Consider the following 25,007-nt stretch of genomic DNA (forward strand, 5'->3'; position numbering starts at 1 on the left):
CCATGATTCAAAGGATTGCGCCCATGAACCTCGAACAGGAGCGCCGCGACGACATCTTGATCCTGCGCCCGCGCGGCCGCCTCGACAGCAGCAGCTCGCCCGAACTCGAGCGCGTGATCACCGAACAGCTCGAATCGGGCACGCAGCGCGTGGTGTTCGACCTCTCGGCGCTGGACTACATCAGCTCCGCCGGCCTGCGCGTGGTGCTGCTCGCGGGCAAGAAGCTGCGTGCCAGCAAGGGCAAGCTGGTGCTGGTCGGTTTGCGCGACATGGTGCGCGAGGTGTTCGACATGAGCGGCTTCCTGACCCTGTTCGCCGTCACCGATACGCTGGACGAAGGCCTGGCCAAGGTCTGAACGGCCGCAGCCCCGGCGGCGGCCGGGGTGCATCCTGGTGCGGATGGTGGAAAAGGCCCGCATCACAGGTCGATCCGTGCGAGCGGCTGGATATTGATCTCCTGCGTAAGCTCCTGGTAGCTCAGCACAGGCAGCTCGTACAGGTCCTGCTCGATCATCTTGCGCAGGTAGCGGCGGATGTCCATGGACGTGAGGAGCACCGGCCGCTGTGCGCTCGCCCCCAGATCGCCCACGGTCTTCTTGATGTTGTCCACCAGGCGCTTGCTCACCGTTGGATCCAGCGCCAGGTAGCTGCCCGCCGAGGTCTGGCGGATGGCGCCCCGCACCGTGTCCTCGATGCTCGGCGCCAGCAGGTAGGCCGGCAGGATGTTCTGCCCGCTCGAATACTTGTAGCTGATGTGGCGCTTGAGCGTGGAGCGCACGTACTCGGTCAGCAGCACCGAATCCTTTTCCTTCTGGCCCCATTCGATCAGCGACTCAAGGATGGCGCGCAGGTTGCGCACCGAGATGTCCTCGGACACCAGGCGCTGCAGGATCTCGGCGATCTTCTGGATCGGCAGCACCCGTGTGGACTCCTTGACCAGGTCGGGGAAACGCCCTTCCATGGCGCTGAGCAGAAAGCGTGTCTCCTGGATGCCGATGAAGTCGGCCGAGTACTTCTTGAGCACGAAGGCCAGGTGGTAGGTCAGTACCTGGCTCGGGTCCATGAAGGGAATGCCGGCCCGGCCCAGCGTATCGCGCAGCTCGGCCGAGACCCAGAGCGTGGGAATGTGCGGCAGGAACTTGCGGTCGCTCTCGTAGGCGATCTGCAGCGCATCCAGGTTGGCCGTGCTTTCGCGCACCAGCAGCCAGCCCGGCCGCAGCCGCCCCTGCGACACCGGCACCTCGGACAGCAGGATGTTGTAGCTCTCGGGCGGCAGGGCGTCGTTGAAGCGCAGCTGGATGCCGGGGAACGGCACGCCCAGGTCGAAATACAGGGCGCGGCGGATCTTGAGCAGCTCCTCGTTGAGCACGTCGGCGTCGAAGGCCTGCTGCAGCCCCGCGGCCACGTCCATGAGCAGGGGCACGGTGGGCGCGAATTCCTCGCTGCCGTCGGTGGCCTTCTTCTTGGGCTTTTCGCCCGCGGGCTGCATGGCCGGCACCTCGGTGACCTCGCCGGTCTTCTCGTCGACCACGCGGCGCGTGCTGCGCATGATGACGATGCCCACGGTGCCGATGACGCCCGCCAGGATCAGGAACACCGGCAGCGGCATGCCGGGAATCAGGCCCATGCCCAGGGCCACGGCGGCGGCGATCAGCAGGGCGCGGGGCTGGGCCAGCACCTGCTGGCCGATGTCCTTGCCGACGTTGGACGGGCCGTCGCCCGATTGCACGCGCGTGACGATCATGCCCGCGCAGATGGCGATGAACAGGGCCGGGATCTGCGCGATCAGGCCGTCACCGATGGTCAGCACCGAATAGGTCTTCGCCGCCTCGGCGGCCGTCATGCCGCGCTGCATCACGCCGATGACGATGCCGCCCAGCAGGTTCACGGCCACGATGATCAGGCCGGCGATGGCATCGCCCTTGACGAACTTCATGGCGCCGTCCATGGCGCCGTAGAGCTGGCTTTCCTTCTCGACGATGTTGCGCCGGCGCTTGGCCTCTTCCATGTCGATGGTGCCGGCGCGCATGTCGCCGTCGATCGACATCTGCTTGCCCGGCATCGCATCGAGCGAAAAACGCGCTGCCACTTCGGCCACGCGCTCCGCGCCCTTGGTGATCACGACGAACTGCACGATGGTCAGAATCAGGAACACCACCAGGCCGACCACCAGGTTGCCGCCGACGACGAAGTTGCCGAAGGTGAAGATGATGTGCCCCGCGTCGCCCTGCAGCAGGATCAGTCGCGTGGTGGCGATCGAGATGCCCAGCCGGAACAGCGTGGTGACCAGCAGCACCGAGGGAAAGGACGAGAACGCCAGCGGCGAGGGCAGGTACATGGCCACCATCAGCAGGATGGCCGAGACGGTCATGTTGATGCCGATCAGCGTGTCCACCAGCCAGGTGGGCAGCGGCAGGATCATCATGAAGATCACGGCCACCAGGAAGAAGGCCAGCACCAGGTCATTGCGGCTGGTGGCGACCTGGACGATGCGCTGCAGGCGGTTGGCGGTGGCGGTCTGCGACATGGAATGGGTTCTTATGCGGAATGGCGGGCAGCGGCGGAGGGTGCGCCTGCGGCCGGGGCGGCCTCGGCGCCGCGCAGGGCGATGAAGGCGCGCATGGCGCCGGCCGCCTCGTCGGTGCGGCCCAGGGCCTGCAGCGCCTGGGCACGCACCAGGTGGAAGGCGCCGTCCATGGCGCCCAGCAGGGCCAGCCGGTCCAGCGTATCGAGTGCGCGTGCCGGCTTGGCCGCGCGCACCTGGGCCAGCGCCAGGGTCAGCAGGGTGCGCGGGTGGTCGGGCGCCAGCACGTCGCGGGCAGCCAGCAGCACGGCCGCCTTGTCAGGCCGGTTGTTCTGCAGGTACACATAGCCCAGCAGGTCCATCAGCTCGATGTCGGCACCCAGGGCCGGCGCCGCGGCGGTGTTCAGGTCAGCCATCCGCCCTCAACCCTGGTACAGGGCGCTGCGGTACATCTGCAGCAGGTCGCGCAGGCCGCACTCTTCCTTGAGCAGGCGCACGGCGCGGTTGAGCACGCGTGCACCGTCACCCGCACTGTCGCCGCCGGCCGGCTGGGTCTGCTCGGCGGCCTCGGTCAGGCGCGCCAGCGCATCGTCCAGTGCCTGGCGAAAGCGCGCAGGCACCATCAGGTCGCGGTTCTCGAGCTGGGGGCGGATCGCCGACTCCAGGGCGTCGTCGAGCGTCAGCAGGGACAGCAGGGTTTCCACCTGGGGCCGGGCGCCCAGATCGGGCGGCGGCGCCTCTTCGCGCTCGGGCAGGGCCTGCAGCCCTTCCTGGCGGGCGTAGGTGATGCTGTCGATGCCCCGGTCGAAGGCCAGGTGGCCGAGAGAGACGTTGGACATGGTGTTTCCTTGCAACTAAGGGGGCAGCGCGCCGGACCCCACCGCGCCTGTGCAGTGGGTAACCGTGGCGTGCCGGAAGTTCCATGCCGCCGGCATGCCGGAGGGCAATTTCATGGTTCGAGCGTGGCCAGCCACTGGCGCAGGAAGTCCGCCGCCTGGCGGATGCGCCGTGCGCCCGCCTCGTGGGCCTCAAACCGCGTGGCCAGCACCAGCCAGTCACCCGAGGTGGTGCTGCGCAGCCCCACCTGCACCGCCTGCGCCGGCTCGGGCACCTTGGCCGCCTGGCGCATGGCGCGCAGCAGCAGCGCGGCGATATCGTAGCGCACCGGCTCGGCGTAGTGCACGACGACGGTGTCCTCGTGCTGCGACACGCCCAGCAGGGCGCCGGTGTCGGGAAAACGCAACTGCAATTCCCCCTGGGGGCCGGGTGCCAGTTCGGGAATGCCGATGTCGTGGCCCAGTTCGGCCAAAGCCTGCCGCAGATCGGCCATATCAATAATCCTCCCGGTCAATGGCGGCGTCCAGTGCATCCTGCACCGCCTGGAATACGGTCTGACGCTGGTCCGCGTCGATGAACACCTTGGGCGGCATGTCGCGCAGCAGCAGCTTCACGCCGGTCAGGAACTGGATCTGCGCCTCCACCCCCCCCGCCCCGAACTTTTCCGCCAGGGCCGTGAAACGCGTGCCCGCAACCCATTTTTCGGCGCTCACGCCCACCAGGTCCTGCATCAGGCCGGCGGGTGAGCCAAGTGCAATGCCATGCTTGGCTGCCAGGCCCTCCAGAAGCGCCCGGCTGTCGTCCAGCACGGTGGCGGCCACGCTCAGGTGGTACAGGTCCTGCACCAGGCTTTGCAGGCGCGACGGATCGCCCGAGGGCCGGGCCGCCGCCAGGTCGCTGCCCAGCGCCTTGATCAGGCGGGCCAGGCCAGCGGCGAAATCGCCATCGCCAAAGCGCTCCAGCGCCAGCCGCAGGGTGCCGGACAGGCTGTTGTTGCCCAGCACCACGTCGCGGTAGGTCGCCTGGAACTGGCTGACCTGCGCGTGGCCCTGCGCGCCCTCGGCCGCCGTGCCGATGGTGTTGATGTCGGCCCGGATGCGAGGGCCGTGCTCCATCTCCAGATCGTCCAGCGCTTCGCGCAGGGCGTCCAGGATTTCGGGCTCCACGCCCTCGCGCTCGCCCTGCTGCAGCGCGTACTGCAATGCCATGAACTGCTGCGTCGGCTCGCCGAAGGCCTTCCTGGCCTGCGCCGCCGGGTCGCCCTGGCCGGACAGCATGCGCTTTGCAAGCTGCACCAGTTCCTCCGCCCCCCCCTGGGACTGCGAGGCATCCATGTAGGCCATGATGGCCTCAGGGGTCATCAGCTCCATGGCGCGCGTGGCTTCCTTCTTGCGCTCGGACGAGTGCTTGGACTCGGCCTTCTCCGAGTGGTGCAGGCTGATTTCCTCGGCCGCGTCGGTCAGCACCGAATTGGCATCGTCCACCTGCACCTGCTGGCCGCCGAAGTGGCCGACGGCATTCTGCCCCCCTTGTGCCCCGCCCTGGTGCAGGGCGGTGTCGAAAGAGGGCGTAGCGGGGTTGAAAGCATCGATTCGGGACATGGCTGGATCCGGCGGCACGCAAGTATCTCTGGGTAACACCACGGACGCGATGGTTCCCTGGCCCGGACGCCAAAAATATTGCCATGGCCGTGGAACCGGCCTGACAGGCCTGTTACTTACCCGGTGTCGCGGCTGACAACCGCCAGCTTCCCCTCCCCAAAACCCAACAGGAGTGCTCACATGCCAGGACAAGACGATCACAACGACATCGTGGCCCGCGCCCAGGCGCTGGTCGACGAAGTGCAAAGCCAGCTCGCCGCCGGCGACGAGTTCTACCGCAGCCAGGGCCTGGATCCCGAGAAGGTGCGTTCGGTGCTGCGGTCCCAATCCACCGCCGACACCGAAGCCGAGGCCCGCAAGGCCTTCGAGGCCGACATGGCCGCCGTGGAGCAGGAAGTCGGCGAAGAGCAGGCGCGCCAGTCATTCAGCGGCGCGGCACCGGCCGGCGGCGCAAAGCGCCCCCGCACCATGATCTGAACCCCACAACCTATCGTTTTCCCTTAGGAGCACAACATGTCTGCTGTAGGCGGCGCCAACGTCGGCGCACTCAACTCCATCAACGTCCAGGGCATGGACCTGGAAACGGCCATGATGGCCGTGCAAAGCAATCGCGCCAACCTGCTGGAAACCCAACTCAAGGAACAGATCTCCAACGTCGAGGCGAAGAACAAGCAGATCGCCAAGCTCAACTCCGCCATGGCCGCACTGAACGGCGTCAAGGGCCTGTTCGGCGGCGATTCCAATGCGACCACCAAGATGATGGACACGCAGGACTCGAAAAAGGGCGGCAACTCCCTGGCCACCGTGCAGGACGCCCAGGGACGCGCCAATGCGGCGCTGGTCGATGCCGGCTACGCCGACATGGCCGAGCTCGGTGCCAGCGTGTATGGCAACAACGTCCAGGGCGACACCACCATGGGCCAGGTCGACTCCGCGATCCAGCAGCTCAAGGCCCAGATCGACAGCCTGAGCAACAGCCAGCAGATGGACATGCTGCGCCTGCAGAGCCTGTCGAACAAGCGCAACGAAGCATTCGACCTGATGACCAACTTCATCAAGAAGATGCAGGACAGCCGCAGCTCCATCGTCGGCAACATGCGCTGACCCTCCACTGCCATCGAGGAGCCAATCCATGTCTGTGAATCTCAACACCATCCAGGGTACAACGCCGATCCAGCTGGGCAGCATGGATCTCGAAACCGCGCTCATGTCCGTGCAGAGCCAGCGCTCGCAACTGCTCGAGAACTCGCTCAAGGAGCAGATTTCCTCGGTCCAGGCCAAGAACGACCAGATCGCGGCGCTGAACCAGGGCATGAATGCCAGCCAGACCCGGCTGAACGAAATCGATGTGGCGATGCCCGCCAACGATGCCAAGATCGCCGAGCTCAAGACCATGCGCGACCAGCTCACGCAGGTCCGCGACCGCGATCCCAACGGCTACACCGGCCTGTCCTGGGCCTGGGCCGGCGACGACAAGGGCAAGTCCACCGAGATGCTGCAGCGGGTGCGCGCCGAGGGGCTGACCGACAAGGGCCCGGCGCCCCGCGATGTCGACAAGAACGGCACCATGGACGCCCACGGCACCACGGTGTCCGGCTGGATCGACCAGCTCAACGCCAAGATCGACGGCCTGACCAAGAAGAACCAGGACATGAAGGCCGAGCAGGTCACGCTCAAGAGCGGCATCGCCGACTCCAAGACCCAGATCGACGCCCTGAGCAACAGCCAGCAGATGGACATGCTGCGCCTGCAGAGCCTGTCGAACAAGCGCAACGAGGCCTTCGACCTGATGACCAACTTCATCAAGAAGATGCAGGACAGCCGCAGCTCCATACTCGGCAACATGCGCTGAAACACGCCTGGCCGCAGTCCGGCCACGCTCAATTACGAGGGGAATAGCCATGAACATCCAGATGCAAAGCCTGCCAGGTCCCGAACACCTGGAGGAGCAGATCACCGAACTGCTGGCCAACGGCGGAACGCTCGGTTCGGTCTACGCCTACGACGACACGGACTACGAAGTGCTGTATTCGCTGGGCCACAGCCTGTACTCCCAGGCCCGCTACGAGGATGCCATGCGCACCTTCGGCTTCCTGGTGGTGCACAACCACATGGAAAAGCGTTTCATGAACGCCTTCGCTGCCAGCCTCCAAATGCTCAAGAGCTACAAGGAAGCCATCAAGTACTACTCGATGGCCTCCCTGATGGACATGGGCGACCCGCTGCCCACCTTCCACACCGCCGAGTGCATGCTCGCCCTCGGTTACCGCGTGGAAGCGCAGGAAGCGCTGCACTATGTCCTGCGGCAAAGCGATGCGCCGGAGTACGCCGACCTCAAGGTCCGCGCCCAGGCCATGCAGGACCTGCTGAACGGCGCCGGCAAGTCGCCCACGGCCCACTGAGAGGAGCGAAGACCATGAACGACATCACACGCGTCTCCACCACGCCTGCCTTTGTCAACCAGCAGCTCGGCGACATGAACGCCGATATCCTGGCCAAGCTGCAGGCGTCCATCCAGACCGATCCGAACAAGATCCTCGATGAGATCAGCAAGCTCGCGGGCACGCTGCAGGCCACGGGCCAGTCCGCCGGCGGCAACAACGTCGCCAATGCCAACGGTGCCCCCCAGATCGATGGCGTATCGCTGAATTTCTCGGCCGAAGACATGGCGGCGGCCCTGCTGGTGCTGCAAGGCAAGACCCAGGAGGCCCAGCTCAAGACCGCCAAGGAGGGCATCGACACGGCCTCCAAGAACCAGCAGCTGCAGCACGAAAAGTCCATGAAAAAGATCCAGGACTGGATCAAGAAGTGCGAAGACCAGGCGGCCAAGGAAAAGGCCGGCGGCGTGCTCAACTGGTTCAAGAAGATTTTCACGGCCATCGCCGCGGCGTTCGCCGTGGTGGCCGCGGCGGTCGCCACGGCGGCGACCGGCGGCGCAGCCGCACCGCTGCTGGCCCTGGCGGTGCTGGCACTGGCCTCGTCGGTGGTCAGCATCGCCAGCGAGATCGACAAGGCCCGCGGAGGCAAGGGCTTCGACACGGTGGCGGAGTGGATGGACCCCGCCATGGCCTTCGGCAAGGGCATCGGCGCACTGGCCAAGGAGCTCGGCGCCAATGAAGAGCAGGTCGGCATCGTCACGGCGACCTTCGCCGTGGTGGCCACCATCGCGATCATGGCGGTGTCCATCGTGCTGACCGGCGGCGCATCGGCGGTGAGCGATGCGCAGAAGATCGCCTTGGCCGTCGGCCGGGCGGGTCAGGCGATCGCTGGCGTCGCCTCCGGTGCCACCCAGGCGGCCCAGGGCGCGGTGAACGTCGCGATCGCCCACGACAAGCGCGACGCCGAGGTGATCCAGGCCGACAAGAAGAAGATCGACGCCATCATCGCCAAGCTGCAGCAGCAGATGGAAGAGAACCGCGAGGAACTCAAGAAGGTGATGGACGAGATGATGGAAGGCATGAACATCGTCACCCAGATGATCAACGCCGCAGGGCAGAGCCGGGCGCAGATCAGCTCCAACCTGACAGGCAAGTCGCAAACCATTTGAACCCTGCGTTCAACCCAGGAGGACAATCCCATGAGCAGTATCGATGGATTCAACCGGAGCGCTTCCCTCTATACCGGAACGCTGGACCCGAATGTTTTGGCCAGCACAGCCGGCACCCAGGGAGCCAAAGGCGCACAGGGCACCGACCCTGACGCGCTGCTGCAGGCCCAGCGCGCCCTGCTGGGCAACAGCAGCAACCCCGCCGACGGGCTGGATCTGCCCGGCGATACCAAGGTCGGCACAGCCAACCTGGCAGGGCTGACCGAAAACCAGGTGACCGCGGACATCTTCGCCTTCATGGCGCTGTTCCAGAAGCTGGCACAGGAGATGCGCAACACCGCCCGCACCCAGCGCACGGCCGAGTCGCAGGCCCAGATCACCTCGCTGCAGAACGCCGCCGAGAAGATGAAGGACGCGGCGGCCCAGCGCCTCACGGCCGCCATCGTGCAGGGCGCCATGCAGATCGCAGGCGGCTTGCTGCAGGCCGGGCTGTCGGCCGCGTCGGCCACGCAGACCATCAAGGGCGCCAAGATGGAGGCCGATGGCACCAAGAACCTGGCGCAGATCGACCAGATGGGCACCAAAGGCATGCTTTCGGCCAGCAGCAAGACGGCGCTGAGCAACGGCGCCACGGACCAGGTAGCAGCCGGCAAGGCCCTGGGCGCACAGGGTACCCTGTACGCGGGCCTGGGCCAGGCGTCCAGCGGCATCACCGGTGGACTGGGCGGAATCATCGGAGCCAGCTTCACGCACAAGGCGGACCTGGCCGACGCAGAGAAAATGAACCTGGAAACCCAGGCCAAGGTCCAGGAGACCGCGGTGCAGCACGCCAACGACATGATGCAGCAGATGATGGACGTGATCCGCGACGTGCGCGACAAGCTGCAGTCCATCCAGCAGTCCGCCATCGAAACCAACCGCGGCATTTCGCGCAACATCTGACCAACGAACGAGGGAACCCGCCGCCATGTCCAACGCCATCCATGACGCCAGCGCAGTCCAGTCGATCCTCGATCTGAAGAACGCGCTCGAAGCCCTGCCCTCCCACTCGCGCCTGTCCAATGCCGACACCGACGCGATCTACGCCCTGGCCCACCAGTTGGTGGTGCAGGGCCGCTACGAGACGGCCTACCGCTACTTCTCGCTGCTCACGCTGTACAAGCCGACCAACGTGGCCTATCTCAAGGGCCTGGCCGTGTGCTACCGCATGCTGGAGCGCTATGACGAGGCGCTGAACGTGCATTCGTTCCTCGTGACCATCGACCCCGAGAACCTTGAGCACAGCATGGCCATCGTCGAATGCCTGCTGCTCAAGCGCGAGTTCGACGAAGCCAAGCAGAACGTCGAGCTGGTGCTGCAGTACTGCAAGGAAAACGCAGCCTCCAACAGCAAGGCCGCGGAACGCGCCCAGGCGCTGATGGAACTGCTGAGCGCCCCCGCCCAGGGTCTGCAGGGAGCCGCTCCTGCTGGCGCCTGACGACATCCGTCTGCTGACCCAGATCGGCTTCATCGCCGCAGGCCAGGCCGACGTGCCGCGCGCCGAACGCATCTTCGGCGCGCTTGCGCACGTGCGGCCGGACCGCGCTTTCGCGCATGTGGGGCCGGCCATTGCCCTGCTCAATGCCGGGCGCGCGGCCGAGGCCGCGCAGCAGCTCATGCGCGCCCTGCCGCAGCTCGCCCCGGGCGAGGACGCCGACACCGCGTCGGCCCTGTGCGCGCTGGCGCTGCAGATGGAGGGCCGCACCAGCGAAAGCACGCGGCTGCTGCGCGATTTGCTGCACAATGCCGCGCCGGACGGCGACAATGACGGACTGCGGCTGGCACGCCGCATGCTGGGCGAACCCCAGGCTCCCGCCAGCCCCCCACCTCTTTCGCCCTGAAGCCAAGGACACCCGCCATGGATCCCATCACCGGCTCCCTCGCCGCAGTCACCTCTGCCACGCAGGCGCTGAGCGCGCCCCCGGCCGCCCTGGCGGCGCCCGACAGCCTGGCGGCCGCGCGCTTTTCCGCCATCATGGGACAGCAGCCCACACCGGTGGCCGAAGCGGTGCAGGCGGCGCTGGCGCCGGCCGCGGCGGGCACCGGGGTTGCCGCCACCGCGCCGGGCTCCATGGGCGAGCGCATCCTGTCGGGCATGAACAATGTCTCCAGCGACTTCCAGTCGGCCTGGAAGTCCGTGTCCACGGTGCTGGAAAACGGCGACAAGAACATGAACATGCAGGACCTGCTCAAGCTGCAGTTGCAGCTGGTGCAGGTATCGGTGCAATACGATCTTGTCGGCAAGGCCGTGAGCCGCTCCACCCAGAACCTCGACCAACTGCTGCGCCTGCAATGAACGCACCCGCCCTGCCTTCCTTCCTGTTTGCCCGGCGCCTCTGGCAGAGCCTGGCAGTGGCGCTGTGCGCGCTGCTGCTGGCCGCCTGCGGCGCGCGCGTGGATCTTCTCGGTGCCGTGCCCGAGGACGAGGCCAACGATGTGCTCGCGGCCCTGCTCAAGGCCGACATCCCCGCGCAGAAGACCCCCGGCAAGGACGGCATGGTGGGTGTGCAGGTCGACTCAGCCCAGGTCGGCCGCTCGCTCGAGATCCTGCGCGAGAACGGCTTGCCGCGCGAGCGCTTCGCCGGCATGGGCCAGGTGTTCAAGAAGGAAGGCCTGATCTCCTCTCCCCTGGAAGAACGCGCCCGCTATATCTATGCGCTGTCGCAGGAGCTGTCCAACACCCTGTCCAAGATCGATGGCGTGCTGGCCGCGCGCGTGCATGTGGTGCTGCCCGAGCGCGGTACCGCGGGCGAGGCCGGCGTGCCCTCGACCGCAGCGGTGTTCATCAAGCACCAGGATGGCTACAGCCTGGACATCATCCAGCCGCAGATCCGCCGCCTGGTGACCAACAGCATTCCCGGCCTCACGGCCGAGCGCGTGTCGGTGATCTTCGTCGGCGCCCAGCCACGCGCCACCTCGGCCGCAGCCACCGCCGCGCAAACCTCCAGCGTCTGGGGTTTCGAGGTGTCGCGCAATGCGGCCGGCGGTCTTTCCGCCCTGCTGTGGAGCCTGGCCGTGGTGATCGTGCTGGCCCTCGCCGGGCTGGGCTACCTGGTCTGGCGCTACCTGCTGCCCGCACGCGGCAACAAGCCGGCCGGCGCGGTCGCCACCACGGCCCGCCCGGTGTAGCGGCTGACCTGTCACCACGCCGATGGCTGCCCTGCCCACGCCTTCCACACCCGCCGCGGCCGCACTGTTCGTGCGGCTGCAAGCCTTCAACCTGCTGCCCAGCCAGACGCTGCACCCTGAGCGCGCCGCTGCATGGTTTCCAGAAGCGGCCGCGCTCGGCCCGCTGGCGGCGCACCCGGCGGCGCAGCGCAGCCTGCACAAGCGCTGGTCGCAGCGCCTGCTGGAGCGGCTGGGCGACGATGCCCGCCCGGTGGCCGACCTCGGGCACCCGGCCCTGCCGCTGGCCCTGGCGGCGCCGGACCTGCTGGCGCGCCTGGTGCGCGACGCTGGCGTGCTGCTGCTGGGCCGGCAACTGCGCCAGACCATCCAGCGCGACCAGGTGCTGGCGGCGCGCGAAGGCCTGGGTGCCGACGCCTTGCACTGGGCACGCACCGGCGCGGCCGAACTGCACCCCGGCCTGGATGATGCAAGCCCCTGGCTGCCGGGCCATGGCGCCGCCAGCTACGCCCAGGCGGCAGACCAGTTGGGCGCCGGCCTGCTGGCCCAGGCTTGGCACGATGCGCCGGCGCCAGTGCGCCGCCGTGCCGACTGGAAACTCCCTCCCGAGGCCGACACTGCGCCGCTGCGCGCGGCCAGCGGGCTCGATGCCGCGCACGCGCGCGGCCTGTGCCTCCAACTCCTGGCCCGACTGGACCCGCAATGGCTTTCCTTGTTCCCCGCAACCCGTTGACCCCCGCCCGCACGCTGCATGCGCGCATTGCACCGGGCACGCGCGTCGTCAAGGCGGCCGAGGTAGCGGCCTGGGCAGACGCAGAGGGCCTGCTCGCCGCAGCCCGGGCGCAGGCCGACACCATCGTGGCCGGTGCCGAGGGCGCGTTCGAGGAAGAGCGCCAGCGCGGCTTTGCCGAAGGCATGGCGGAAGCCCAGCTGGAGCAGGCCGAGAAGATGATCGAGACCGTGAGCCGCACCGTGGACTACTTCGCCAAGGTCGAGACCGACATGGTGGCCCTGGTGATGAGCGCGGTGCGCAAGATCATCGACGGCTACGACGACGAGGAGCGCGTGCTGCTGGTGGTGAAGAGCGCGCTGGCCGTGGTGCGCAACCAGAAGCAGATGACGCTGCGCCTGCCACCCGCCCGCGTGGACGGCGTGCGCGCACGCGTCACCGAGCTGCTGGCGGCCTACCCCGGCGTCGGCTACCTGGACATCGTGCCCGACGCGCGCCTGCAGGGCGAGTCCTGCATCCTGGACAGCGAGATCGGCCTGGTCGAGGCCAGCATCGACGGCCAGATCGCCGCGCTGCAGGGCGCCTTCCAGAAAGTGCTGGGCAGCCGCATATGAACGCCGCCATCGCCAAGGGACAGCCCCAGGGCAGCACCCGGTCGGTGCGCCAGTTCGACTACATCGCCGAGATGATGCAGCTGGCGCTGGACGACACGCCGGTGCTGCAGATCAAGGGCCGCGTCACGCAGGTGATCGGCACCATCATCAAGGCCGTGGTACCCACGGTGAAGGTGGGCGAGGTCTGCGTGCTGCGCAACCCCGGCGAAGACTTCGAGATGAAGGCCGAGGTGGTGGGCTTTGCGCGCGACGCGGCCCTGCTCACCCCCATCGGCGACATGTACGGCATCTCCTCGGCCACCGAGGTGATTCCCACCGGCCGGGCGCACATGGTGCCCGTGGGCTTCGGCCTGCTGGGCCGCGTGCTCGACGGCCTGGGCCGCCCCCTCGACGAGGCCGAGCGCGGCCCGCTGGAGGCGAGCAAGTTCTACCCGGTGTTCGCCGAGGCGCCCGACCCGCTCAAGCGCCGCATCATCCATGAGCCGCTGGAGCTGGGCGTGCGCGCCCTCGACGCGGTGCTGACCTGCGGCGAAGGCCAGCGCATGGGCATCTTCGCGGCGGCCGGCGGCGGCAAGTCCACCCTCATGGGCATGCTGGTCAAAGGTGCGGACGTGGACGTGACCGTGGTCGCTTTGATCGGGGAGCGTGGCCGCGAGGTGCGCGAATTCCTCGAACACGAACTGGGCGAGGAAGGCCGGCGCAAGAGCGTGATTGTCTGCGCGACCAGCGACAAATCGTCCATGGAGCGCGCCAAGGCCGCCTACGTGGCGACGGCCATCGCCGAGTACTTCCGCGACCAAGGCAAGAAGGTGCTGTTCCTCATGGATTCGGTCACGCGTTTTGCGCGTGCGCAGCGCGAGATCGGCCTGGCGGCGGGCGAGCCGCCCACGCGGCGCGGCTACCCGCCCAGTGTGTTCGCCACACTGCCCAAGCTCATGGAGCGCGTGGGCATGAACGACAAGGGCTCGATCACCGCGCTCTACACCGTGCTGGTCGAGGGCGACGACATGACCGAGCCCATCGCCGACGAGACGCGCTCCATCCTGGACGGCCACATCGTGCTCTCGCGCAAGCTGGGCGCGGCCAACCACTACCCGGCCATCGACGTGCTGGCCTCGGCTTCGCGCGTGATGAACGCCGTCATCACGCCCGAGCACAAGAAGCTGGCCGGCCGCCTGCGCGAACTGATGGCCAAGTATGAAGAGGTCGAGCTGCTGGTGAAGATCGGCGAATACAAGCGCGGCGGCGACCCGACCACGGACGAGGCCATCGACAAGGTCGAGGCCATCCGTGCCTTCCTGCGCCAGCGCACCGACGAACATTCCAGCCTGCCGCAGACACTGGAAAAACTGGCCGCCCTGGTGGGGTCGGGAGTGCGCCGGTGAGCATTTTCCGCGACCTGCTCGCCATCAAGGCCTTCCGCGAAGGCCAGGCCGAAAGTGCCGTGCGCGTGCAGCGCCAGGCGCTGGCCGATGCGCAGGCCGCCCGAGAAGCGGCCGAGGCCCTGCTCGCACGCTTGCTGCGCGAAGGCCTGGAGACCGAAACCGCGCTGTACCGCGACCTGTGCTCTCGCGTCGTGCGGCTGCGCGAGATCGAGGACGTGCAGCTGTCCGTGGTCGGCCTGCGCCAGCGCGAGGCCGCTCAGCAGGACGCCGTGGACGCGGCCCAGCGCACGCAGGAGGCGCAGAACCAGAAACTCAGCGACGCCCGCGCCGCGCACCAGGAAGCCTCGCGCCAGAAGTCCAAGTTCGTCGACCTGGCACGCAACTATGCAGATGCGCAGATGCGCGAGGTCGAGCGCAAGGAAGACCTGGAGATGGAAGAGGCCGCCAGCGTCCGGCGCGATCGCGAAGACTGGGAAGCCCACGATCCGGAGCACGCCGCATGACAAAGGAGGCACGCCGGTGAGCGACCGCCCCATCCACCTCGACCTGGGCATGCCCGCGTCGACGCCCTTCGACGTGCATGCCGGCAAGGGAGAGCAGCCCCCAACCGACACCCGCGGCCAGCAGCAGCTGGACGACGACGCCCAGTCGCTGCGCGCCCTGCTCGATGCGGGCCGCCATGCGCCGCCTGCCGCCCCGGCCCCCACAGCGCAGCGGCCCTTCGATCTGTTCGGAGGTCCGGCCGCGCTGCAGGCTGCACCACCAGCGGCCAGCGCCCCCTCCGCCGCGCAGGACCTGCCCGGCGGCATCGACGACACCCTGGCGAGCATGGCCAAGCGCCTGCTGGTCAGCGATGGCAGCAGTGGCCGCCGCGCGGTGCAGATCCAGTTGGCCGACGACAGCCTGCCCGGCGTCGTGCTCGACGTGTTCGAAGAGGAAGGCCTGCTCGTGACCTGCTTCACCTGTTCGCACGAAGGCGCGCGCGAGCGCCTGGCGCGCAATGCACAGTGGCTGGCCGATGGCCTGGCTGGCCGCCTGACCCGGCCGGTCTGCGTGCGCGTGCTGGCCGACGACCCCGAAGACCCCTGCCCCGTGGAGGCCCGCGCCGGCGCCTGAGCGCCTTTGCAGCCCCATCCAACGCCCTCCTTTGCACCGCACCGATGTCCGCCCAGCCCGCATCCGCCACACCCCTGCAGCCGCAGCGCCTTTCGCGCAACGAGGCGCAGGCGCGCACCACCATCGCGCAGCGTGCCGCCGGCCTGCCCCTTCGCCTGGGCAGCACCGCCTGGCGGGCGCGCCTGGTGCCGACCACCGGCGCGTCCGCGGTGCCCGCGCCCAGCACCACCCTGCGCTTCGAATGGGCGGGCGCCCAGTTCACGCTGCGCCTGCCGGCCCTGGCCATCGAGCAGGCGCTCAGCGCCAGCCTGGGCAGCGCCGCCCTGCCGGCCGTGCCCGACGAAGTGGCGCAGGCGCTGCTCGAAGCCAGCCTGGCCGACCTGCTCGCCAGCCTGCAGGCCCTGGGCCGTGGCACGCCGCAGCTGCTGGACTGGGCCGCTGGCGAGGCGCCGGTCACGGCCTTGCCGCCCCATGCCTTCGAGCTGCTGCTGACCGCCGATGCCGGCCCCGAGGCGATTGCCGCAAGCCTGCACGCCGATGGCCTGGGCCTGTTGCTGCTGGCGGGGCTGGTGGCGAGGCGCGCGCCCGCGCCCGGTCCGGTGAAGGACCAGGCACCGCTGGCGCTGCGCGCCGAATTCGGCTTTTGCCGCCTCACGCTGGACGAGGCGGCGGGCCTGGCCCCGGGCGATGTGGTGCTCGTGGACAGCTGCTTCCTGGGCGCCCGGGGCAGCCTCTGGCTGAATGCCGCGGGCCAGGCCGGCCTGCACGTGTCCTATTCGTCCTATTCGCAGGCCGACGGCAGCGCCGCCGCCGCACCTTCCTTCACCGTTCTGCATCCATGGACCGACACCATGCCCGCTGTTTCTTCCGCTGACGAAGCGCCCGCCAACGGCACCGCCGCCGCGCTCGACGCCCTGCCCGTGCGCCTGTCGTTCGACCTGGGCGATGTGGCCCTGACCGTGGCGCAACTGCGCGCCCTGCAGCCTGGCCAGACCCTGGACCTGGGCCACCCGCTTGCCGGCGCCGTGCGCATCCGCGCCAACGGCGCCCTGGTCGGCGAGGGCGATCTGGTGGAGATCGACGGCCAACTGGGCGTGTCCATCCGCAACCTGTTCGGCAACGGCGCGGCGCGATGACCAGTTTCGATCCGATCACGCTGGCGCTCCTGCTGGCGCTGATGGCGCTGATGCCCACCCTGGTGGTCGTGTGCACCTGCTTCCTCAAGATCGTGGTGGTGATGTCGCTGCTGCGCAATGCCCTCGGGGTGCAGCAGATGCCGCCCAACCTGGCGCTGTACGGCATGGCGCTCATCCTGTCGGTCTACGTGATGGCGCCCGTGGGTGTGAACATGTTCGACCGGCTCACCGCCCAGCCGGACACGCTCAAGAGCGTGCCCGCGCTGATCGGCGGTGTGCGCGAAGGGGCCGAGCCGCTGCGCGAGTTCATGACCAAGAACAGCCGGCCCGAGCAGCGCGACTTCTTCGTGCGCACGGCCCAGCGCATGTGGGGCCCCAAGCTGTCGGCCGGCCTCACCGAGCGCGACTTCATCGTGCTGATGCCGGCCTTCGTGGTGTCGGAGCTGACGGCGGCGTTCCAGATCGGCTTCCTGCTCTACCTGCCCTTCGTGGTGATCGACCTGATCGTCTCCAACATTCTGCTGGCCATGGGCATGATGATGGTGTCGCCGGTCACCATCTCGCTGCCGCTCAAGCTGTTCCTCTTCGTGATGGTGGACGGATGGTCGCGCCTGATCCAGGGCCTGGTCCTCACCTACGCCTGACCTCCCGGAGCCCGCCATGCAGACCGTCGACGTCGTCTCCTACTTCACCCAGGCCCTCTACCTGGTACTCTGGCTGTCGCTGCCGCCCATTGTCGTGGGCTCCATCGTCGGCACGCTGTTCTCGCTGTTCCAGGCGCTCACGCAGATCCAGGAGCAGACGCTGTCGTTCGGCGTGAAGCTGATCGCGGTCTCCCTCACCCTGCTGCTGACGGCGCGCTGGGTGGGCGGCGAGCTGTTCAATTTCACGTTGCAGATCTTCGACGTGATGCCCCTGCTCGGAAAATAACGCGGCCAGAGCTGCCTGCGCTGGAACCCCATGGACCTGCCGGTTACCTACGATCAAGTCAAGTCGTTCGTCGCAACGCTGGCTTTGACACAACCGCGCATCCTGGCCATGTTCCTTGTCCTGCCGCTTTTCAACACCCAGCTCGTGCCCGGGCTGGCGCGCTTTGCCATTGCCGGCGCCCTGGGCCTGGTGATGGTGCCGGCGCTGCAGCCGCAGGTCACGGCCGCCGACTGGGGCACGGCGCAGGTGATCGGCACCATCGTCAAGGAAGCCTTCATCGGCTTCGTGATCGGCTACCTGGCCGCCATCCCGTTCTGGATCTTCGAGGCCGTGGGCTTTCTCGTGGACAACCAGCGTGGCGCCAGCATCGCCTCCACCCTGAACCCGCTCACGGGCAACGACTCCTCGCCGCTGGGCCTGATGTTCAACCAGGCCTTCATCGTCTTCTTCCTGCTCACGGGGGGGTTCTCGCTGCTGCTGGGCACCTTGTACGACAGCTTCGCGCTGTGGAGCGTCACGCAGTGGATGCCGGTGCTGCAGCCCGAGTCGGTGCCGGTGATGCTGTCGCAGCTCGACCGCCTGGTGCGCCTGGCCGTGCTGTTTGCCGCGCCCGTGCTGGTGGCCATGTTCCTGGCGGAGATCGGCCTGGCCCTGGTGAGCCGCTTTGCGCCGCAGTTGCAGGTGTTCTTCATGGCCATGCCCATCAAGAGCGCGCTGGCCATGCTGGTGCTGATGCTGTATGCCGCCTCGCTGTTCGACTATGGCGCCGACCAGGTCGAGGCCGTGGGCCGCATCCTGCCCCTGCTGCGCGAGCACTGGGGCCCATTCGGCACCCCCTAGCCGCAAGAAAGGAGACACATGAGCGAAAAAACCGAACAACCCACCGGCAAGCGCCTGCGCGATTCGCGCCAGAAGGGCGATGTCGCCTACAGCAAGGACTTCACGCAGACGCTCTTGATCCTGGCCATCTTCGGCTACCTGCTGGCCAGTGCCGGGCGTATCGTCGAAGGCCTGGGGCAGATGATCCTGCTGCCAACCACCCTGATGCAGATGGGCTTCAACGACGCGGCCAACGCCCTGATCGACGCCGTGCTGCGCGAGATGGCCCTGGTGGTGCTGCCCTTCATCGGCATCGTGCTGGCGGCCGGCATCTTCGGCGACACCATGCAGGTGGGCATCCTGTTCGCGTTCGAGAAGCTCAAGCCCTCGGCCAAGAAGCTCAACGTGCTGGACAACCTCAAGAACATCTTCTCCAAGAAGAACCTGATGGAATTCCTCAAGTCGGTGCTCAAGATCGGCTTCCTCTCGGCGCTCTTGTGGATCCTGATCGCCGACGCCCTGCCCATCATGACCAGCATCCCGCAGGCCGGCATGGCCGGGCTGGGCCACGTGGTGGGCGAGCTCATGAAGACCATGCTGATCAACGTCGGCCTGGCCTACGGCGCCATCGCCCTGGCCGACTTCGCCTGGCAACGCTACCAGTACCGCAAGGGGCTGATGATGAGCAAGGACGAGGTCAAGCAGGAATACAAGGAGATGGAGGGCGACCCCCACATCAAGCACCAGCGCAAGCACCTGCACCAGGAAATGATGCAGCAGGGCGCGGTGGAGCATTCGCGCAAGGCCACCGTGGTCGTCACCAACCCCACCCACCTGGCCGTGGCGCTGCGCTACGACGCCGACGAGACCCCGCTGCCCGTGGTGCTGGCCATGGGCGAAGGCGCCCTGGCCGAACGCATGATGCAGGCGGCGCGCGAAGCCGGCGTGCCGGTGATGCAGAACATTCCGCTGGCCCGCGCGCTCACCGAGCACGCGCAGGCCGGCCAGTACATTCCCTCCGAACTCATCGAACCCGTGGCCGAGGTGCTGCGGCTGCTGCAACAGATGGAAGGCCCCCTGCCATGATGACCTCCGCTTTGGCCGACCCCGCGTCCGCCCGCCTGCTCCAGGCCTATGCCGCCCAGTTCGGCGCTGGTGACGCCGCCCCTGGCAACACCAGCGCGCCCGTCACGCTCACCGTGGACGGCCAGTACCGCATCCGCCTGCAGGCCCTGCCGCAGGGCGGCATCGCCGTGCGCTCGCGCCTGCGCAGCCTGCCCGAACCCGGGCCGGCACGCGACGACCTGCTGCTGGGCGTGGGCCGCCTGGCCTGCGGCACGATGAAGGAACACGCCGCCGCCTGCGCCGTGGACGAGCGCGACCGCGCCATCTGGCTGCAGCAGGCCGCCCCCGCCAATTCCACGCAGGACATCGACGATGCCGTGGGAAGTTTCGTGAACTGCCTGGCCTTCTGGAGCAAGGCCATCGCCAACGTCTGACGCCGCAGCCCATGCACCGCACCCTCCTCCCCACCCGCCCGCTCTTCCCCCGTCTGGCCAGCGCACTGGCCTGCGCCCTGGCCCTGGCCGCCGTGCCCTGCGCCCACGCCGGCCCGGTGCCCTGGACCGATGCGCCCTACAGCTACTACGCCGACAACGCCCCCATCGCCAACGTGCTGCGCGACTTTGCCGCCAGCTTCAGCCTGTCGCTCGAACTCTCGCCCCTGGTCGAAGGCAAGGTCAGCGGCCGCTTCAATGCGCAAACGCCGACCGAGTTCATGGACCGCATGGCCAGCGTCTACGGCCTGACGTGGTTCACGCACGCGGGCACGCTGTTCGTCGCCCGCACCACCGAGATGAGCACGCGCAGCATCACCTCGGGGGGCAGCAGCATCGCCGCGGTGCGGCAGGCACTGACCAGCCTGGGCGTGCTCGATGCCCGCTTTGGCTGGGGCGAGCTGCCCGAGCAAGGGGTTGCACTGGTCTCCGGCCCGCCGGCCTATGTGGCCCTGGTCGAGCGCACCATGGCCACGCTGCCGCTCACCGCGGGCGGCCAGCAGGTAGCGGTGTTCCGCCTGAAGCACGCCTCGGTGGACGACCGCACCATCCTCTACCGCGACCGGCAGATCACCACGCCGGGCCTCGCTCAAGTGCTGCGCAACCTGATCACCGGCGGGGGCGGTTCGTCGGGTGTGAACAACGCGCTGATCTCCTCCATCGCCGCACCGCTGGTCGAAGGCGTTCCCTCGGCCGCCAACACGGCGGGCCTGTCGTTCGATGCCGCCAGCTCCGGCCAGGCCGCCGCATTGGCGGCATCGCCCAACGGCACCAGCTCGGCCACCGGGGCCCGCACCGTGCCGCCCGCGACCTCGTTCACGGGCGCCCGGGGCGTGTCTTCCGGCAACACGCCAGGCGGCGTCACGGCCCAGCGGCGCCTGGCGCCCTCGATCCAGGCCGACTCGCGCCTCAATGCCCTGATCGTGCAGGACACGCCTGAGCGCATCCCGCTGTACAAGGCGCTGATCGAGCAGCTCGATGTGCCCACCCCGCTGATCGAGATCGAGGCGATGATCATCGACATCAACTCCACCAAGCTCGACGAGCTGGGCATCTCCTGGAGCGGCCGCCGCGGCGGCACGGTGGGCGGCTTCGGCAATATGACGCCTACGGGCGATGGCAATGACTTCGTGCTGGGCGCGCTGCAGCGCGGCGCCTCCATCGACCCGAGCAGCCTGGTGGTGAGTTCGGGCAACTTCCTGGTCAACCGCATCCGTGCGCTCGAAGGCACGGGCGATGCATCCATCCAGTCGCGCCCCTCCATCCTCACCATCGACAACATCGGCGCACTGCTCGACCTGTCCGAGACCTTCTACATCCGCAGCATCGGCGAACGCGTGGCCACGGTCACCCCGATCACGGCAGGCACCACGCTGCGGGTGACGCCGCACTTCGTGCAGCGCGCCGAAGGCCCGGTGATCCAGCTCGACGTGGACATCGAGGACGGCCAGATCCAGGAAACCCGGGTCGACGCCATCCCCACGGTGCGGCGCAGCGTGGTGAGCACCCAGGCCATCGTGGGCGAAGGCCAGACCCTGCTGATCGGCGGCTACCGGAGCACCCAGCAGACCAATGACAACAACCGCGTGCCCATCGTGGGCCAGGTGCCACTGTTCGGGCTGCTGTTCTCGAACAGGACCAACAACTACCAGACGCGCGAACGCCTGTTCATGATCAAGCCGCGCCTGGTTTCGCTGCCCGCTGCCGCCGCCAGCGCGGTCGAGGCACTGCGGCCGAGCCCACAGTAAGGGCCCCGCGGGCTAAAGCGGCGCCCCGCGCCTTGCATCCCATCCCGAAAAGGGACTTGCGCGGCTTCAAAAAGATCTTGAACAGGTTCTTAGAAGTCGAGCACGACGCCGCGCGCCTGCAGCTTGTCGCGCAGCGCGGTGCGTGCCCGCGATAGCCGGCTGCGCACCGTGCCCACCGGCACCGTGAGCAGGGCTGCGGCGTCCTCGTAGGACAGCTCGTCCACCCCCACCATGAGCAAGATTTCGCGCATGGCCTGGGGCAATTCGGCCAGCGCCGACTGCAGGTGGCGCATGTGCTGGCTCTGCTCGAGCTTTTGCGCGGGCGTGGGCGAATCGGCGGCCATTTCGGCCAATTCGTCGTCGGAGCCGAAATCGTAGCGGCGGTGCGGTGCACGCGACAGGTGGTTGCGCACGAGGTTCATCGCAATGCCGTACAGCCAAGTCGACAGTTCGGACTGGCCCTTGAAGTTTTGGTAGGAACGCACGGCCTCCAGAAAAGCCTGCTGGGCCAGATCCTCCGCGTCGGTGGAATGGCCAATGTTCTTGATGATGAAGCGGTGCAGGCGCACACCGTGGGCCTGCACCAGGGTGCGGAACAGGGCATCGCGCTCCGCCACATCTTCTTCGCCCAGCATGGCCCCGCCGTCCGAGGGCAAGGCAACGGCATCGGCCACGCCACAGGCGTCCGCCATCGATGCGTCAAGGGTAGGAAGGGGAAACGTCACGGATGCCAGCTGCAAAAACTTTAACCTGCAGTTACCAACGCACTATGCAATGCGCAGATTCTTACAGACGCTTGCAGCGCTGTACAGTCCAAAAGTGTCACAGAACAGGCCCCGCAGGGCCTTGTCAGCCCTGGCGGATTTCCTCGGCCAGCCATTGGCGGGCCAGTGGCTCGGGAACGGGTGAGAGGCCATTGGCGGCAGCGGCATCGAAACGCTGTTGGACACGCACATCAATGGCGGCGCGCTGCTGGGCGTCGAAGGCCGCCGGATCCAGCGCGGCCGACCGGCAGGCCTCGGCAAATGCAGCCGACGAGCCGGTCGCCGAGACGCTCAGGCGGGTGAAGAAGTCGACGCCGTTCATCGCCGCCTGGCTGGTCTGTGCCATATCGATGGCCTGCAACACGGTGCGGGCCGACAACGGCCGACCCGGAGCAGGCTGCAGGCCGAGCTCTCGCGCCACGGACGCCTGGATGCCGCGCGAGAAGGACTGGCCGAGCGCACCGACGAAAGCAGAAGTGGGGTCGGACTGCGGCTCGACCCATGCCACCGAACGCTGCGATGGCGTGGTTCCGGACGCCCGGACCTGCCACTGTGCGCCGTCCTGGCTCACATGAACCCAGTCACCTTGCTGGGCAGCCGACCGGAATGCGTCCACCGACGGCAGCCCGACAGAACCGGCCGCGGCAGGAAGGGGGAAAGAGTTCGAAATCGTCACGGTGCAAGCTCAGGCAACCTGTTATGTCGCCAGTTTAGTAACAGGTCGCCGGGTTCAGTTCCAAGTGCATTGCAAAGCATTGTCAAACGCCTGCCATTATTGTTGAACCGTTACGGATACCGACGCCCAGGACCAGGGCCGCCCGGACGCACCAGGCAACGGCAGGGCAGGAACTTTTGGCAGCGGCCGGTTACTCGGCGCTCACTGGACTTTCCAGTCAGGAGCCCACCATATCCCCATCGCCCGACGCCACCACCGTCGACCTCAGCCCTCCCGACGGCATTGCCGATGCCTTTGTCAACCACGGGGTCACGCTGGCGTCGGCAAATCACGGACGACGACCTGGAATCGGTCTAAGCCGAAGCCTACGGCCACCTGGCGGAAGGCCGCGCGCAGGAGGCCATGGAAGACTTGATGCTGCTGGTCACGCACGACCCCTGGGAGCCGCGCTTCCAGTTTGCCTACGCGCTCGCACAGCAACTGCTGGGCCAGCACGAAGCCGCCGCCCAGCATTACGCACAGGCGCTGCTGATGGATGCCACGAACGCGGGCTGCATCCTGCGGCTGGGCGAATGCATGGAGGCCACGGGCAATCCGCAAGAGGCCGAAGAGGCTTATCGCTCCCGCATCCAGCTCAGTTACCTGAACCCGGAATACCACCTGGTGCGCGCCCACGCGCAAGCGCGCCTGCCCAGCCTGAGGGAGGTTCCGCATGAGCTCCCCCATCGGCGTTGGAATGGGCCGTCCGGCCAATGTGTTCGGCACCGTCGGCAGCGAACCTGCATGGCAGACCACCCAGACGGCACAGGCGGCCTCCCAGGCACCGGTGTCGCTGACCTTGCCCGCGCCACCGCGCAGCGATGTGTCGGCAGGCCAGGCTGATCGGGTGCGCGCAATCGCCTCCGAGCCGGCCCGCGCGGGGGGCGTGGCACCCTCGCGGGCCGATGTGGCCAAGGGCAAGCTGGTGGCTGCCGGTGAAAAGCTGCTCGCAGCCCGGCAGGAGGGCGTGGACGCGGCCAAGACCTCGTTCTGGACAAAGGCGCCGGGCGTGGCCCTGTCCGGGGTGGCGGTGGGCGTGGCCGTGGGCCTCACGGCCATATCGTTTGGCGGCGCCACACCCTTGCTGGCGCTGGCCTGCGTGAACTTCGCGGTCTCCACCGGCGATGCCATCTGTGCCTACCGCAACATGCGCAACACCGAAGCCATTGCCGACCACCGGCCGCCCCCTTACGACAGCAAGGTGGCCTCGCATGCCGGCACGGCGGTGGCCGTGGCGTCCACCGTGGGAGGGATGCTCACGGACGATGCAGACCGTGAACAGCTCGAGGAACGCTGGATGGTGTTCGCCAAAGCGTCACATCGCTGGCAACACCTGCAGGAAGGCACACTGAACTCGATGCGGAGGGTGAACTGGTGGCCGGGTGCCCAGTTCCCCGATTTCGCCCCCCGTACAGTGGCTGCGCAAACTTGCACTTCAGCCAGCCACCGCAGGATGGACAAATACGGCTGGGCATTCAGCTCCCGATTGATTCCACCATGCGGGAAATGCCCCTCCAACGGGCACGCAGGGCAGACAGCGACTCAACGCACTGTGAACCGCTGGGAAGTACGGCACAGGTCGCAATGCATGACAGCCAACTGGGCACAGTTCCTACATCCGACAAAAAACCCGCTCGGTAGACTATTTTTCAAGCAGCCGAAGTCGTTCTCAGAGAGAAACCGGTAGACGATTCAGTGAGAACAGGGCAAAACTCACCTGAAATCGACAATCACCGGCCATAGGTTTGATCACACTCAAACACCCAGCGAACGCATGGGAACTTCGGCTTTAGCACTCACTCAAAGAGAGTGCTAATATC

The 25,007-nt window shown here is 67.5% G+C and carries 32 protein-coding genes; 25 read left to right on the plus strand and 7 right to left on the minus strand.

What is annotated here, in order from left to right; genetic code table 11:
• The first annotated feature begins 23 nt into the window (after nt 1-23).
• Nucleotides 24-356: an STAS domain-containing protein gene (locus tag AC07X5_RS06655; protein WP_494769511.1), complete on the plus strand. Its 333-nt coding sequence runs from the start codon at nt 24-26 to the stop codon at nt 354-356.
• A gap of 62 nt (nt 357-418) precedes the next feature.
• On the opposite strand, the gene sctV is transcribed toward AC07X5_RS06655, so the two are convergent.
• From sctV to sctW, 5 genes are all read right to left on the minus strand, one after another.
• Nucleotides 419-2,527, minus strand: a complete 2,109-nt coding sequence (sctV, locus tag AC07X5_RS06660) for a type III secretion system export apparatus subunit SctV (protein WP_494769512.1) — start codon at nt 2,525-2,527, stop codon at nt 419-421.
• 11 nt (nt 2,528-2,538) lie between these two features.
• The gene (sctY, locus tag AC07X5_RS06665; RefSeq protein ID WP_409961857.1) at nt 2,539-2,940 is read right to left on the minus strand and encodes a type III secretion apparatus assembly chaperone SctY; all 402 of its coding nucleotides are present in this window, start codon (nt 2,938-2,940) and stop codon (nt 2,539-2,541) included.
• A 6-nt stretch (nt 2,941-2,946) separates the two neighbouring features.
• The gene (sctX, locus tag AC07X5_RS06670) at nt 2,947-3,363 is read right to left on the minus strand and encodes a type III secretion apparatus assembly protein SctX (protein ID WP_494769513.1); all 417 of its coding nucleotides are present in this window, start codon (nt 3,361-3,363) and stop codon (nt 2,947-2,949) included.
• A gap of 110 nt (nt 3,364-3,473) precedes the next feature.
• On the minus strand, nt 3,474-3,854 hold the full coding sequence (locus AC07X5_RS06675) for a CesT family type III secretion system chaperone (protein ID WP_409961855.1): 381 nt from the start codon (nt 3,852-3,854) through the stop codon (nt 3,474-3,476).
• Nucleotide 3,855: 1 nt separating this feature from the next.
• Nucleotides 3,856-4,962, minus strand: coding sequence for a type III secretion system gatekeeper subunit SctW (sctW, locus tag AC07X5_RS06680; protein ID WP_494769514.1), 1,107 nt, complete (start codon nt 4,960-4,962; stop codon nt 3,856-3,858).
• Nucleotides 4,963-5,142: 180 nt separating this feature from the next.
• Between sctW and btc22 the strand changes: the two genes are divergently transcribed.
• The 22 genes from btc22 to sctC are packed head-to-tail and all read left to right on the plus strand — an operon-like array spanning nt 5,143 to nt 21,708.
• Entirely contained in the window at nt 5,143-5,439 is a 297-nt protein-coding gene (gene btc22, locus AC07X5_RS06685; protein ID WP_409961853.1) for a Btc22 family type III secretion system chaperone, read from the plus strand.
• A 36-nt stretch (nt 5,440-5,475) separates the two neighbouring features.
• Nucleotides 5,476-6,066 carry a hypothetical protein gene (locus AC07X5_RS06690; protein WP_494769515.1) on the plus strand — a complete coding sequence of 197 codons (591 nt, stop codon included), beginning with the start codon at nt 5,476-5,478 and terminating at the stop codon, nt 6,064-6,066.
• Nucleotides 6,067-6,094: 28 nt separating this feature from the next.
• Nucleotides 6,095-6,814: a hypothetical protein gene (locus AC07X5_RS06695; protein ID WP_409961851.1), complete on the plus strand. Its 720-nt coding sequence runs from the start codon at nt 6,095-6,097 to the stop codon at nt 6,812-6,814.
• Between the two features lie 49 nt (nt 6,815-6,863).
• Nucleotides 6,864-7,364, plus strand: a complete 501-nt coding sequence (locus tag AC07X5_RS06700) for a SycD/LcrH family type III secretion system chaperone (protein WP_409961850.1) — start codon at nt 6,864-6,866, stop codon at nt 7,362-7,364.
• 14 nt (nt 7,365-7,378) lie between these two features.
• On the plus strand, nt 7,379-8,509 hold the full coding sequence (sctE, locus tag AC07X5_RS06705) for a type III secretion system translocon subunit SseC family protein (RefSeq protein ID WP_494769516.1): 1,131 nt from the start codon (nt 7,379-7,381) through the stop codon (nt 8,507-8,509).
• Between the two features lie 30 nt (nt 8,510-8,539).
• Nucleotides 8,540-9,451 (plus strand): type III secretion system translocon subunit SctB, encoded by a 912-nt coding sequence (sctB, locus tag AC07X5_RS06710; protein WP_409961848.1) that lies wholly within the window; start codon nt 8,540-8,542, stop codon nt 9,449-9,451.
• 25 nt (nt 9,452-9,476) lie between these two features.
• Complete coding sequence (locus AC07X5_RS06715) at nt 9,477-9,986, plus strand: tetratricopeptide repeat protein (RefSeq protein WP_409961847.1); 510 nt, start codon at nt 9,477-9,479, stop codon at nt 9,984-9,986.
• A 52-nt stretch (nt 9,987-10,038) separates the two neighbouring features.
• Nucleotides 10,039-10,389 carry a hypothetical protein gene (locus AC07X5_RS06720; protein WP_409961846.1) on the plus strand — a complete coding sequence of 117 codons (351 nt, stop codon included), beginning with the start codon at nt 10,039-10,041 and terminating at the stop codon, nt 10,387-10,389.
• 17 nt (nt 10,390-10,406) lie between these two features.
• Complete coding sequence (gene sctI / locus AC07X5_RS06725) at nt 10,407-10,844, plus strand: type III secretion system inner rod subunit SctI (RefSeq protein ID WP_494769517.1); 438 nt, start codon at nt 10,407-10,409, stop codon at nt 10,842-10,844.
• Complete coding sequence (gene sctJ / locus AC07X5_RS06730; RefSeq protein ID WP_409961844.1) at nt 10,841-11,677, plus strand: type III secretion system inner membrane ring lipoprotein SctJ; 837 nt, start codon at nt 10,841-10,843, stop codon at nt 11,675-11,677. The genes sctI and sctJ overlap by 4 nt, the downstream gene beginning before the upstream one ends.
• 22 nt (nt 11,678-11,699) lie before the next feature.
• Complete coding sequence (locus AC07X5_RS06735; protein WP_494769518.1) at nt 11,700-12,407, plus strand: SctK family type III secretion system sorting platform protein; 708 nt, start codon at nt 11,700-11,702, stop codon at nt 12,405-12,407.
• Complete coding sequence (locus AC07X5_RS06740) at nt 12,404-13,018, plus strand: HrpE/YscL family type III secretion apparatus protein (protein WP_409961842.1); 615 nt, start codon at nt 12,404-12,406, stop codon at nt 13,016-13,018. Before AC07X5_RS06735 ends, AC07X5_RS06740 begins: the two co-directional genes overlap by 4 nt.
• A 44-nt stretch (nt 13,019-13,062) precedes the next feature.
• Nucleotides 13,063-14,403 carry a type III secretion system ATPase SctN gene (gene sctN, locus AC07X5_RS06745; RefSeq protein ID WP_409961860.1) on the plus strand — a complete coding sequence of 447 codons (1,341 nt, stop codon included), beginning with the start codon at nt 13,063-13,065 and terminating at the stop codon, nt 14,401-14,403.
• The gene (gene sctO / locus AC07X5_RS06750) at nt 14,400-14,906 is read left to right on the plus strand and encodes a type III secretion system stalk subunit SctO (RefSeq protein ID WP_409961841.1); all 507 of its coding nucleotides are present in this window, start codon (nt 14,400-14,402) and stop codon (nt 14,904-14,906) included. Before sctN ends, sctO begins: the two co-directional genes overlap by 4 nt.
• 16 nt (nt 14,907-14,922) lie before the next feature.
• Nucleotides 14,923-15,519, plus strand: coding sequence for a hypothetical protein (locus AC07X5_RS06755; RefSeq protein ID WP_494769519.1), 597 nt, complete (start codon nt 14,923-14,925; stop codon nt 15,517-15,519).
• A 44-nt stretch (nt 15,520-15,563) separates the two neighbouring features.
• Complete coding sequence (gene sctQ, locus AC07X5_RS06760) at nt 15,564-16,655, plus strand: type III secretion system cytoplasmic ring protein SctQ (protein ID WP_494769520.1); 1,092 nt, start codon at nt 15,564-15,566, stop codon at nt 16,653-16,655.
• Nucleotides 16,652-17,299: a type III secretion system export apparatus subunit SctR gene (gene sctR / locus AC07X5_RS06765; protein ID WP_428000734.1), complete on the plus strand. Its 648-nt coding sequence runs from the start codon at nt 16,652-16,654 to the stop codon at nt 17,297-17,299. Before sctQ ends, sctR begins: the two co-directional genes overlap by 4 nt.
• Nucleotides 17,300-17,315: 16 nt before the next feature.
• On the plus strand, nt 17,316-17,585 hold the full coding sequence (gene sctS / locus AC07X5_RS06770; RefSeq protein ID WP_409961837.1) for a type III secretion system export apparatus subunit SctS: 270 nt from the start codon (nt 17,316-17,318) through the stop codon (nt 17,583-17,585).
• A 30-nt stretch (nt 17,586-17,615) separates the two neighbouring features.
• A complete protein-coding gene (gene sctT / locus AC07X5_RS06775) occupies nt 17,616-18,425 on the plus strand; it encodes a type III secretion system export apparatus subunit SctT (RefSeq protein ID WP_409961836.1) in 810 nt (269 codons plus the stop codon).
• A gap of 18 nt (nt 18,426-18,443) precedes the next feature.
• Nucleotides 18,444-19,490 (plus strand): type III secretion system export apparatus subunit SctU, encoded by a 1,047-nt coding sequence (gene sctU, locus AC07X5_RS06780; RefSeq protein ID WP_409961835.1) that lies wholly within the window; start codon nt 18,444-18,446, stop codon nt 19,488-19,490.
• Nucleotides 19,487-19,903, plus strand: coding sequence for a type III secretion system chaperone family protein (locus AC07X5_RS06785; protein ID WP_494769521.1), 417 nt, complete (start codon nt 19,487-19,489; stop codon nt 19,901-19,903). Before sctU ends, AC07X5_RS06785 begins: the two co-directional genes overlap by 4 nt.
• Nucleotides 19,904-19,914: 11 nt before the next feature.
• A complete protein-coding gene (gene sctC, locus AC07X5_RS06790) occupies nt 19,915-21,708 on the plus strand; it encodes a type III secretion system outer membrane ring subunit SctC (RefSeq protein WP_494769522.1) in 1,794 nt (597 codons plus the stop codon).
• Between the two features lie 89 nt (nt 21,709-21,797).
• Here sctC and AC07X5_RS06795 read toward each other — a convergent pair whose 3' ends face one another.
• Complete coding sequence (locus tag AC07X5_RS06795; RefSeq protein ID WP_409961832.1) at nt 21,798-22,433, minus strand: RNA polymerase sigma factor; 636 nt, start codon at nt 22,431-22,433, stop codon at nt 21,798-21,800.
• Nucleotides 22,434-22,557: 124 nt separating this feature from the next.
• The gene (locus AC07X5_RS06800) at nt 22,558-23,148 is read right to left on the minus strand and encodes a BspR family type III secretion system anti-sigma factor (protein ID WP_409961831.1); all 591 of its coding nucleotides are present in this window, start codon (nt 23,146-23,148) and stop codon (nt 22,558-22,560) included.
• A gap of 402 nt (nt 23,149-23,550) precedes the next feature.
• On the opposite strand from AC07X5_RS06800, the gene AC07X5_RS06805 reads away from it, so the two are divergent.
• On the plus strand, nt 23,551-24,030 hold the full coding sequence (locus AC07X5_RS06805; RefSeq protein WP_494769523.1) for a tetratricopeptide repeat protein: 480 nt from the start codon (nt 23,551-23,553) through the stop codon (nt 24,028-24,030).
• Complete coding sequence (locus tag AC07X5_RS06810) at nt 23,975-24,874, plus strand: hypothetical protein (protein WP_494769524.1); 900 nt, start codon at nt 23,975-23,977, stop codon at nt 24,872-24,874. The genes AC07X5_RS06805 and AC07X5_RS06810 overlap by 56 nt, the downstream gene beginning before the upstream one ends.
• The last annotated feature ends 133 nt before the right edge of the window (nt 24,875-25,007 follow it).

Source organism: Acidovorax sp. GW458-11-26-14-TSB4, from assembly GCF_059423865.1.